This window comes from Pseudomonas sp. HMWF032, from assembly GCF_003060885.1.
Lineage (GTDB): Bacteria > Pseudomonadota > Gammaproteobacteria > Pseudomonadales > Pseudomonadaceae > Aquipseudomonas.
Window position 1 is genome coordinate 1,415,536 of sequence record NZ_QAIG01000005.1, and the last position, 12,107, is coordinate 1,427,642.

A 12,107-nucleotide genomic window follows, 5' to 3' on the forward strand; every position below is an offset into this window, starting at 1 on the left:
GGATGCGAGTGCTGAAGGGATTGCTGAGTGCGCTGATGCTGCTGCCTGGGTTGGCCGCGGCTGAACAGATTGGTGAAGTGTCGACGGTGTTCAAAATCATGGGGCCGAACGACAAGATTGTCGTCGAGGCGTTCGATGACCCGAAGGTGGCAGGCGTGACTTGCTACCTGTCGCGGGCCAAGACCGGCGGCGTCAAAGGGGGGCTGGGCTTGGCCGAAGACCGCGCCGAGGCTTCAATCGCCTGTCGCCAAGTAGGGCCGATCAGCTTTCTGGATAAGCTCAAGGACGGCGAAGAAGTATTCCGTGAACGCACCTCGCTGGTATTCAAGACCATGCAGGTGGTGCGGTTCTTCGACCAGAAACGCAACACCCTGGTCTACCTGGTTTACAGTGACCGGGTGATCGAAGGCAGCCCGCAGAATGCGGTGACTGCCATTCCGATTCTGCCCTGGCCAAAGCAGCCCTGAACCGAACCGGTTTCTTAGCCTTTGCTTGCAACCTGAAAAAGCCCCTGACGATCAACGATCGCAGGGGCTTTTTCAGGCGTGCAATATTCCCATCACACCCTCAATGGGTCACCACCGGCGCCTGCGGTTTGGCCTTGAGGTAGCTGTCGAACAGCTGATTGGCATTGCCCAGCGACATCAGGTGCGCGTAGATCCAGCCCAGGAAACCGCCACGGTTCAGCTCCAGCACCTGTTCATCGGAGAGCGCCAGGAACTTCTCTTCATCAATGGCCAGGAAGTCGCTGAGCACAAAGCTTTCGCCGCTGCTGTGGGTCAGTTTGATCGTACGCGGAGCGAGCAACTCAAGCGCATTGAGCTTTTCCACAAACGCACGGGTACGCTCCATCTCGGCAGTGAAGTTCTGCAGGAACTGAATCATTTCATCCAGGTACGCGCTGTTCTGCCCTTCAGCGTCGAACAAATCACGACCATCCTGCTGATTCCAGCCACTGAACGCCGCATCGAAGCACACGGTGAAGTTGCTCGCCTCATCCTGCGCGAGCACGAAGGGATAACGGCGGATAAAGGCCGGGATGTAGGTATTGGCCTGCCAGCGCAATTCATCATCCAGGTAGCCATTGTGCCCCTGCGCCAGACCAAGCAAGGCGATTGGCGTGGCCTGCGCGCCTTCGCCGATGAAGACCAGCGGGTAATGACGTGCGGCCTGGAAGAACTCCAGTCCGGCCACCGGCACCAGATGAGTGTCCGCCGCAAACGCGCAGTTTTCCGAGGGCTGCAACTTGAGGGCCTGGTGCTCCTCGCGGTTGAGGGGTTTGATGTCTTTGTAGAGCAGCAGCGTGGTCATATTGAGTCTCCGTTCAAACGTGAATAAAAGGTCAGCGCAGAATGATCTGGGCCAACACCTGGCCGCCGTCCTGATCAGGCACAACATCCTTGAGGGTGTTGGCGGCCGTCAGGCTCAGACTCAGGTGCCGGCCCCAATTGAAATTGAGTCCGACGCCGACGCTCTGCAGGTCGATGTCGGTGATGCCCAGCTCCATGGCACGGCCATAGTCGAAGAACACAAAAGGCTGCCAGCGCTGGCTTGGGCGCCACCAGGCTTCCAGGTTGAGCGTTGCCCCCTGGGGCGATGAAATGACACCGGGGTCATACCCGCGCACACTGCTGATGCCGCCAAACTGGTAGAACAGTGAAGCCGGCAACTCTTCGGTATTGTTGGCGAATTGCCAGCCAAAACGCCCGACCAGCTCAAACTGCTCACCCAGGGCCCGCGACAGATAACCTTGCCCGTTGAGCAGTGCGTAGCTGCCCGTATCACCACTCACCGCGTTGTCCACACTGGCTTGGCGCACACGCTGCTCATACCGCAGGTACCAGGGCGCAGCCCGGTATTCGAGCTGGCCACGCAGAAAGGCCTCGCGGGTATCCACTTCACTGAGGGTGAAACTGTCGACGGTGTTCTCCGAACGCTGCTGGTTATAGCCCAAACCCGCTTGCAGCAGCCAGTTGTCATCCAGCCACCAGGGCTGGTCAAACCCCAGGGTGTAGGTGCGCGACTCCCCTTCGATATTCAGTGCCGCCAGCGGCCCCTCCTCCACGGTCATGCTGTTCCCGCCCACCTCGGCATAGGCAACCCCATTCCAGCGGTTCAGCGGCCGGCTGTAGCGCAGACTGGCATATTGCGAACCTGCGGTTGTTACCAGCAGCAGGTTGAGGGCATCGGCCACGGCGGTGGGCGAAAACCAGGTGAGGCTGCCGCCATACTGCTCACGGCCAGTGCTTTCATTGCCATAGTTGTTGGCAAACAGGCTCCATTGCAGCGTTTCAGGCTCGAACGCCTCCAGCTCAACCGATGTAGTGCCAAAGCGAGCGCCGGGGGCCAGGCTGGCCGTCACTTGAGGGCCAGGCGTGGTGGCATTGAAACGCTGAATCGCACTCATCAGCGCCGGACTGTCCAGGGTGCTGCCCGGCTGCACATTCAGGCGTTGAGCATAGAAACGCTCACCGACCTTACGCGTCTCTCCCTTCCAGGTGACCTGATCGACCTTCGCCTCGACCAGCACAATGCGCAACTGACCGTCTACCAGGCTTTGCGCCGGGATCAATGCCCGTGCCGTCAGCTGGCCACGCGCTTCGTAGAGCGCATTGATCTCACGCAGCAGCTGATTCAATTCAGCAAAGCCAATTTCACGGCCGACATACCCCTGGGCCAAGGACTCCAACTGCTCGCGAGGCAGATAGACCGAGGCATTGAAGGCGATACCCGTCAGCGCAAACCGCTCCCCCTGATCCGGCAGAACCTGATCAGCAGGCGCATCACCGCGCAACGCCGGCACTTGCGTACGCCGGGCCCGCTCTTCGATACGCTGCTGTTGCTGAATCTGCTCCACCTGCTCGCGTTGCAGGTTCGGGTTAACCAGCCCCGGTACCTGCGGGGCGATAGGCTGCGCCGCCTGTGCGTGGATGCTGGCCAGCACGACCAACATCAGCCAGGTAGCACGCGGGGTCGTTATCACAGGGACCAAGAAGCCACCTCATCTCCTTCCAGCCGATCACCGGCCACATCGATATTGATACGGGTTTCCACAGGCGCCTGACTCCAGGCGGGCACCCAGACACCATTCGACACCACCGTTGCAGCCAGACTATTGAGCAGGGACGCCAGACGTACCAGCGTCAGGCCGCTCGACAGGTGCTGCTCGGCAAAGCGCGCCGCAGAAATCCCCTGGTACGGGACACCGGTGCCGGCCTCACGGTTGATGCTGAAGTTCGGCACCACCACCTGATGGGTCAACTTGCGGTGCAGTACATAGGCGCTGGTGTCAGACAGCAGGCTGCTCTGCTTGAGGCTGAAGGCTTTGTCCAGCTCGTACAGCTGCACATCGGCATCGGCCATGTAAACCGGGCTGGCATTGTCCATGCGCACCCGTGCTTGCGGGGTGCGCAATTCAAGCCGATTGACTCCGCGTGCATCACGCAAATCCACCTGCGCCGCCGTGGTGTCGATCAGCGCGGCGGCCACATAAAGACGCGGAGCGGCGATGCTGGCAGCATCCAGACGCAACAACAGCGTGTCGGCAATCTGCTGATCGGCACGGCCTTGCACCCAGAGGTCCAGTTGACCGCTACCGGTGTGTCGTCCGTAGAGCTGCATGTCACGGCCATGCAAGTCCAGACGTTGACCAATGGCCGCATCGGCGACCCGCACCAGATTCCCCGCCCACAGGCTCAGAGTCGGCGCCTCGGCCTGCTGCAGATGAATACTGGCAGCGTCTGAGCCACCGTGGCGAATGCCCGCACGCACCTGCACACCCTGTTCGGCGCGCAGCTGTGTACCCCGCACATCAAGCAGGCCATCAAGCAACGCCTGACCACTGGCCAGCAAACGTTCGAAGAAGATGCCTTCATCGGCGGTCCAACGCTGATCACCTGCACTGCGGCTGGTGGCCACCCGAATCAACCCGCGCGAGAGCAGATCGATACGCTGACTGGCAGCCAGATCGCCCAGCTGCAGGCGCGCGCCGGTCATGTCGATACGCCCATTGCGACTGTCCACCAGCGGCACCTCGATGCTGCCGGCTGCGCTCAGCAGAATGTCGCCGGCAATCGTGCGGCCTTCATACTGACCGCTGGAGCGGATGCGCTGACCAACGCGGATATCGCCCTTGCGTGCATTGAAGGTGATGTGGCCGCCCGCATCTACGGCTTGTCCAACCTGAATGGCATCTGCCAACCAACGCTGCTCTTCGCCACTGCGGCTGTTAGCAACAGTGATCTGCTCACCGGCCTGCAAATCGATACGCTGACTGGATGCCAAATCACCCAGTTGCAGGCGTGCACCTTCGACCTCAATACGCCCATTGAGGCTTTCCACCAGCGGCGTCTCGATACTGCCGGAGGCGCTCAGCAGAATATTGCCTGCGACCGCCTGCCCCTCATACTGACCGCTGGAGCGGATGCGCTGACCGATGCGGATATCGCCTTGGTTGGCCTTGAGCGTGATGTGGCCACCGGCATCGATAAACTGCTCGATGTTGATCGCGGCGCCGGAAACGATGCTCAGGTTACGCCCGGCCCTCACGCCCTCCAGGTCAACCTTGCCGGCAATTTCAAAACGCAGGTCACGGCCGGCTTCGGCAATACCGGTGATATTCAGGTCGCCGCCCAGGCCCACCACCAAATCACGTCCGGCTTTGAGCGAGTAGGTGCCCCCGAACAGCACCTTGGGCATGCTCAGGTCACCGTTGGCGATGATGCCAACGTCCCGCTTGGCCTCCACCACCTGCCCGGTGATATTGCCGTGGCCCTGCAGGAAGTTGCCATTGGCCTGCAGGAAGATGTCCTCCTTGAGGCTCTGCGCACGGCCAAAGCGCAGGTTGCGGCCCATCATGCGCAGCTCCAGATCAGCCTCGGCATTGCCACCCAGCACATCGCCGTCGGCATGCACCAACAGGTTACCGGTGGTTTTCAGATGGGCCGCCAGCAAGCCGGCCGTATCATTCGGGTCCATCGCGGTGCCAAAGCGGATGTTGCCCAGATGGCCTGCGGCCGTGGTGAGGCTCATGTCGCCGCCGCTGCGTCCCTCAAGCACACTCAGATCGCCCTGGGTATGCGCCTTGAGTTCACCCGCCGCGCTCACCCGGCCGAGCTGGGCACTGCCCGCCGACAGGTCAATCCGTTGCAGACGGCTGTGCAGCTCATCGACCGCCAAATGCCCGCCAGCATTCAGGCGCAGAGCACCGCTGGTACTTTCCAACCGGCCAAAGGTCCCGCTGCCTATGTTGACACTGACATCACCCTGCACCAGCGCACTGTCACCCAGCCAGTGACCCGCGCCCTGCATGTTCAGCGTTCGCCCAACATCCAGCGAGCCAACGCGCAGCGTGCCTTGAGCGCCAGTGTGCTGCAGGTCAGCATGACCGCTCACCGTCGCACGCTGCAGCCACATGCCCTGAGCCACGTGCACCAACAGGTCACCGTCAATGGCCAGATCGGCCAGTTGCGATGCGCTGCCTGCCCGCAGCTGCGAGGTCTTCGCCTGCAAGCGCTGCAGCGCCAGATCACCCGTCAGCTCAAGGTCAGCCTCTGCACCCACGACCAGGTGACCAATCTGCGCGGCAGTGCCCTGCAAGGTCAAACGGCCTGATGTGGTCAGACGGCCCAGTTGCAGCGCGTCATGCAGCTGCATGCTCACCGCGCCACCCAAGTTGGCCTCGGTGATCTCGCTGCGACCTGCTTTCAAGTTCCAGCCGCCGGTGGCATCCAGTTGGCCCAGGTTCAGCGCACCATTGAGCGTGTGCTGCACCTGACCGTTGACCGTGGCGTTGCCGATGCGCGCCGAGTCGGCCTGCAGGGTCCATTTCGCGCCGGCAGTCAGGCGGTCTTGCGCCAGTGCACCACTCAGTTGCTGGTCAACGAAGCCTTGGATATCAGCATTGGTGACCGTGGCCGAGGTGCCGCGCAGAGTCCAGCCTTGTCCTGCTGTCAACGCACCCAACTGCAGCGCGTCATGCAGTTGCATGCTCACCGCGCCACCCAGGTTGGCCTCGGTGATCTCGCTGCGACCTGCTTTCAAGTTCCAGCCGCCGGTAGCGTCCAGTTGGCCCAGGTTCAGCGCACCATTGAGCGTGTGCTGCACCTGACCGTTGACCATGGCGCTGCCAATGCGTGCCGAATCGGCCTGCAAGCTCCAGTTACCGGCACGGGTCAGCCGGTCGATTTGCACTGCACCGCTGTGCACCTGCTCCAGCGCGCCGGCAAAACTCGCCTCGCCCAATACCGCGGAAGCACTGCGCAACGTGCCGAAGCCCGCTACATTGAGCGTGTCGACACGCAGGGCATCACTCAGATTGACCGTCAGATTGCCGCTACGACTATCCAAGGTGCCGACGGTCAGGGCTTCACCGCTCAGTTCCAGATCACGCTCGGCACGCAGTGCCGTCAGTTCGAGCAGACCGCTGCCCTGCAGGTGAATGTCCCCACCACTGCTGACCCGATCCAGGCGCAGATTACCCAAGCTGCGCAGCCACTGATGGCTCGCACTGTCCAGCGTACCGCCCTGAATACCAGCCGCCAGGCTGAGGAACAGCCCACCGGTGGCACTGTTGACCTGCAGGTGCCGGGCCGACAGCTCAAGCGGTTGCAGCGGGCTGCCAATATCACCCAGGCTGGACAGACGCAGCAGACCGCTGGCATGCCAGCGCGTCGACGGTGCCCCTGCACTGAGGCGTGCGGCCTGAATATCCAGATCACCGTTGGCGACGCTGACGTTGCCCAGGCGCACGTCGCCACCGCTGTTGAGCAGGACGCCCTTGTCGGCATTCAGGCTGCTGCCGGCACTGGCCAGCCAGTCGCCGCTGACGTCCGCCACTAAGCCGCCAAGCTGCCACGCACCGCGCTGCTGCACCTCGCTGACTTGGCCCAGATCCAAGGTACCGTTTACGGCAACCGTGCCCAGACGCAGCACGCCCGGCTGACTGGCCGCGCCTTGCAGGCCGCCGAGCCAGGCATCAGCGCCTAGGTCCAGATTGATCTGTTGAGACACCAGCCCTGTGCCCAGTTGCAAGCGCTGCCCGCTGGCCCCGGTCAGGCCGCTGACCTTGAGGTTGATCTGCCCGCCCAGCAGGTTTTCACCCAGCTGACTGGCGGCGCGCAGGTTACCCAGCACCTGCAGCGACAGACTGTCCACGCCCGTCAGACGCTCCACGGCGAGATCGCCGTGTTGCACCAGGTTGAGCAGCCGTGCCCGTGCGGTGAGGTCGCCAGTGACCGCCATATTCAGCGCCTGAGCGTTGCCGATACTGCCGCCGGCCGCCTCCAGGGTGACGTCATGGCCACGAATGACCACCTTGTCGCCATTGCTGCTGACGATGCTGCCATCAGTTTTCAGGCTGATGCTGCGCCCGTTGAGCGCCTGCACGTTGAAGTCCTGCTCGCCACCGAGGAACAGGTCCGTTTGCGCCGTGGCGGTCAGGGTTCCGCCGGCCTTGACGTTAACGTCATCGCGCTGAATCACGCGGATCAGCAGCGGGTTATTGGCATCAAAAACGATGTCATCCCGCTCAGCAGACGCCAGCGCCGCGCGCTGTTCGTTGCTCAACGTAGCGGCCTGGCTCAGGTCGATGACAATCGCATCGGCTTTCAAGCGGCCAATGCGCGAGGCCTCCAGGGTGACGTTGCGACCCTCGATGTTGTTGGCCTCCTTGACCACCGAACCGCCATCGTCGCGGCGCAACAGGTTGGCGGAAATCGAGTAGCGCAGTTGCTCATCCGTCCATTTGGCCGTCTGCTCCAGACTGGCCAGCTCGCTGCCCTGCAGTTGGTAAGTGAAGTTCGCATCAAAACTGCCCGCGCCATACAGCGTATGCAGGGCTTGGTAGTCCGCGATTCGCCGCGCCTCCTCGGTGGCGATCTGCTGCACGCTCCAGCCCAGGCTGGTGAGCTGGTTGCGCTGCCCTTCGCTGAAGGCGGCCTGCTGGGCATCGAAGCTCAGCGCCCCGCCCTGGCGCATGCGCCAGTACTGCGCATACCGCTGCTGCCCGGCCTTGACCAGCGCATCACGCTGTTGCGCCAGCGCTTCATCGGCGGCACTGCCGGTCAGGCCCATGCTGGCCCAAAGGCGCTGCAGCTCACTCAGGGCGCGGTTGTCGTAGCTCAGTTCGCTGTTGCCGTCATACAGGTCACCGGCACTGACCTTAAGCCAGACATCGCCACCGGCCTTGACCTGATCCAGCCAGAGGTTGCCACCCACTTCCTCCAGGTGGATATCATTCACGGCGGTCGCCTGCAGCAAGCCTTGGGCACTGTTGCCCGAATCAATGCGCAGCGCATTGCCGGCGGTGCCAATGCTGCCGTGGCTGGAGGTCAGGTTAAGGGTCTTGCCCGTCACCACCATCCCGGCCTGGCCGAGAATGTCCCCCTGGGCACTGAGCGAGAGGTGATGACCGCCGGCACTCAGGCGTGTCAGGTTGACACCGCCATTGAGGGCCTTGAGGTCGATCGAGCCGGCCTGGCTGGAAGCGCCCAGGCTGCGGGTGGCCTCGACCCGCAAGGCCTGTTCGGCGCTGCCGATTGACTGCCCGGCCTGCAGGTCGAGGTCACGCGCGGCAATCACCAGGCTGTCATTGTTCTGCCGCAGCGCTCCGTCGACCCTCAGCGATGTGCTGCCGCTGAGGTTGTACAACGAGCCACGCAGCGTCACATCCCCCTTGGCCATCAGGTCGATCAGCCCACTCTCGCTGCCGATAAAGCTGATGTTGATGGGGCGATCAGCCTGCACCGCATAGCGGTTGATTTCTTTTGTGCCCGAGCTGAACACTTTGGTCAGGGTGGTGCGGTAAACCTGGCACCAAATGAAATGGGTCTTGCAGTACCCACCAAGGAACTCATTGATTTTGACCGGATCAGCGGTCGTGTAAGTCTCGTTGACCCGGGAAATTTCACCGGCCCCAAGGCCGACACGGAACATTTGCAACAGCGCGTTATCCGGGTCCTGATCCGCCAGCTGCAAGGCCGCATTCTGATAGATCGCGTTGAGCGTCGCGTCCTCGGCAAAGCGGTGGTTACGGATGCGCTCTTTGTCGATCCGGTACAGGCCTTGGCTGTTGCCCATGTACTCGGCACCGGGAATGGCTGTGCTCTGGCCCTTGACCACTTTTTCCCAGGCCAGGGTGCCATCACCGGTCGGGATAAAGCCCCAGAAGGCATCCCAGTACTCTTGCCGGGTGGTGGTGATGCTGTCGTCGCGCCCGGTCAGCCAGACGTAGGAGCGCCCGGCCGTGGTGCTGTAGCTGGTATCACGGCCATTGCTGCTGCCTTTGTGGATCAGCGGACCGTTGCTCCAGCCTTCATAACGCTGCACCTGATCGCCCACGCGGGTGTACACCGTCGACCAGAGCCGATCGCCGCCAATCTGCTGCCCCTGTTCGCCACGTCCCAGATCGTTGATGCGCAGGGTGCCTTCCACGCCGCGGCCCAGGTCCAGCCCGGACAATTCCAGATGGCGCGTGGTGTTATTGGTGATGTGCACCTGACTGAAGCCGTCGAGCACCTTGAGTTGGCCATTGCCGGTGCTGAGGATGTGCCCGGTCAGCTCCATGTAACCGCCGCCCACCTGCACCTGATCGAGCACGATGCTGTTGCTGTCGTAATCCCAGGCATACCCCAGGGTGCCGGTACGGGCATCGGTCTGCACCAGTTGCAGGCGGTTGCCAACGGCTTCTGCACGGCGACCGTCGAGATTGGCAAAGCGCGACTCATCAATGGTCGCCCGCCAATCCGCGACACCGCTCTGGATCAGGCCATTGATGTTCAGGTACAGCGCATTGATCACCACGTTCTGCCCAGCCACCGTGGCCGAACCATTGCCTTGAACCGTGCTGCCGTTGTTGTTGAATGCCGGATCACCACCAATATGCACAAAGGCCTTGGGGTTGTTCAGGACAAAGTCCTGACCGGCGCTGAGGCTCAGTTTCTGCGCGCGGATATCGGCATTGGCGTAGATGCTGCCGTATTTGGCAGTCAGTTCGATCTCGCCGCGTTTGTTCAGCAGGCTGCCCGCGACGTAGATATCGGCCGCGGGCATGCTCAAGCCAGAAGCATCCTTGATGTTGTCAGCCGGGTTGCGCAGGTTCTGCACCACAATGCGCGGCGCGGCCGAGTTTTCCGCCACGGTCACGCTGCTGAAGGCCGCGTTGCCACTGCCCGGTTTGTTGGCGGCCTGAATGCTCGCATTGCCGGACATCTTGGCGCCGTTGAAGAGCAACTGGCCGCCCAGGTGATCCGGGATTTCCAGCCCCTTGAGGCTAAGGAATGCCTCGCTGTGGTTGATGATTTCGATCTTCGCATCGCCCGGTGCATTGAGCTTGCCACTGCCGATCAGGGCATCGCCTTGCACCAGAATATTGCCGGGCTTGGCCAATATCGGATCAATTTCCAACAGCCAGATTTTCAAGCCTTCCGGCAGGGTGCCCTCGCCGGAAACAGCACCGGGGTTATTGGCGACCGTACCGCCCATCTGCTCATACAGCTTGCTCAGGGTTTTGTTCAGCAGGGTACGCTCAGCTTCAAAAGCCGCCCGCTCAACCGCCGAAATGCCGTAGCTGGCTAAGCGGTTATTGAGCTCCTGCAGGCGCTGCGTCAGCAACTGTGAGTATTCACTTTGCTTAAGGCTCCAAGTGATGCCATCACTGACTTCCTGCATCACCGGAACGACGGTAAGCGTGCCTTGGGTCGAGGCATTGAGGCTGGCCGGGTTGACCTCCTGACCATTGAGCAGGTACTTCAGGCCACTGATGACCAACTTGCGCTGACTGTAAACGCCCGCATCCAACTGACCATCAATACGCACCAGGCCTTGGCCACGGTTCAGGGTGCTGCCGCCGTTGATGTCCAGCGACACCTGCCCGACGATGGCACCCAGCAGGTCCGCGGCGGCCTGACGATAAAGGTCACGGCCCACGCCCTTACCAGTGAGTACGCCATGCCCTTGCCCGGCATAGGCATGAATGTCACCCACGCTGCGCAGCCGACTACCGGCGTTCACGTGCAGGTTACTGGTGCGCAGGTACTCTGCGGCGGCTTCCGGGTCTGTCACCACCGGGAAGGCGGTGTTGTTCCACAGGTCAGTGCGCGCCGTGAGCTCGGCGCGGTTCATCGCGCCATCGAGCCCATAACCGGCCTGCAAGCGCAGATCGCCATAGGCGAACAGCGCCGCATTGGCATTTACGCGCGCCACATAGTCGGCTTTGACCCGCGCCAGACTGCTGCCGCTGGCCGCACCGGCTGCGCCGAACGTCTTGGCGTTAGCCTGACTGTCGATGACATAAGCACCGCTGGCAGCCAGCACCAGATCGCCGATGCTGTAGAGGTCGGCACGCTCCCCAACGCGCACCTCGGCGTTGCTCTTGAGCACATCGATGCGGGATTCGGCACGGGCAATGCTGATCGCACCGCCACTGTCGAGTTTGACCCGGTCATAGCCATCAATACGGTTGAAGGCCTGAATTTCCAGCTTTTTCGGGTTGCGCCAATCGCCGTCGACACGCAGCAACACGTCGTTGCCGACCAGACTGCTGGTGTCCAGGGAGATCGCACTGAGGCTGCGCGCAGCCGCCGCATCGACCACACCACCGGAGCCGGATTGCACGTTATAGGCGCTTGCCTGGGGTTTGCTGACGTTGGCACGAGCGCTCTGGCTGTAACCGCGGCTGTTGATGTGCGCGCCCTCCACCAACCGGGCACTGGTGGTCAGGTTGATGTCGTTCTGCGCATGGGCACCGCTCATGCCGAGCAGTGCAGCACTGCTGCTGTCGACAAAGCTGTTGAAGCGCGACTGCTGCAACGCGCTGAGGGCCAGGCTGCCCACCTGCATGGCATTACCGAGCACACCACGTGCCCAGAAGCTGGCCAGGGTCGAACTGCTGTCAGCGGTTTTGCCAACGGCTGCCGCACCACTGACCAGGCCACCCTGACCCGCGCTGGCAACGGCCTGGTTGTCCTGACTGCCGAATGCGTTGATCTTCACCGTGCTCAGGTTGCTCTCAAACAGACCCGCCACTTCGGCCAGCGTCTGCGACTGCGACAGCGCCTGCGCCACGGTGGCACCCAGCGCCAGCATACCGACCAGCCGGCCATCGGCGG

Annotated in this window: 4 protein-coding genes; 1 reads left to right on the forward strand and 3 read right to left on the reverse strand. The window is 62.2% G+C overall.

Features of this window, described 5'->3' with window-relative positions:
• The first annotated feature begins 2 nt into the window (after nucleotides 1–2).
• Entirely contained in the window at nucleotides 3–467 is a 465-nt protein-coding gene (locus tag DBR00_RS09310; protein ID WP_108487975.1) for a CreA family protein, read from the forward strand.
• 100 nt (nucleotides 468–567) lie between these two features.
• Here the strand turns inward: DBR00_RS09310 and DBR00_RS09315 are convergent, their stop codons facing one another.
• Genes DBR00_RS09315 through DBR00_RS20660 form a run of 3 tightly spaced genes read right to left on the reverse strand, consistent with a single transcriptional unit; the run spans nucleotide 568 to nucleotide 12,084 of the window.
• On the reverse strand, nucleotides 568–1,311 hold the full coding sequence (locus DBR00_RS09315) for a SapC family protein (protein ID WP_158271558.1): 744 nt from the start codon (nucleotides 1,309–1,311) through the stop codon (nucleotides 568–570).
• Nucleotides 1,312–1,342: 31 nt separating this feature from the next.
• Nucleotides 1,343–2,983 (reverse strand): ShlB/FhaC/HecB family hemolysin secretion/activation protein, encoded by a 1,641-nt coding sequence (locus DBR00_RS09320; RefSeq protein ID WP_108487977.1) that lies wholly within the window; start codon nucleotides 2,981–2,983, stop codon nucleotides 1,343–1,345.
• Nucleotides 2,980–12,084 (reverse strand): hypothetical protein, encoded by a 9,105-nt coding sequence (locus DBR00_RS20660; RefSeq protein WP_218276605.1) that lies wholly within the window; start codon nucleotides 12,082–12,084, stop codon nucleotides 2,980–2,982. Before DBR00_RS20660 ends, DBR00_RS09320 begins: the two co-directional genes overlap by 4 nt.
• Nucleotides 12,085–12,107: the final 23 nt, after the last annotated feature.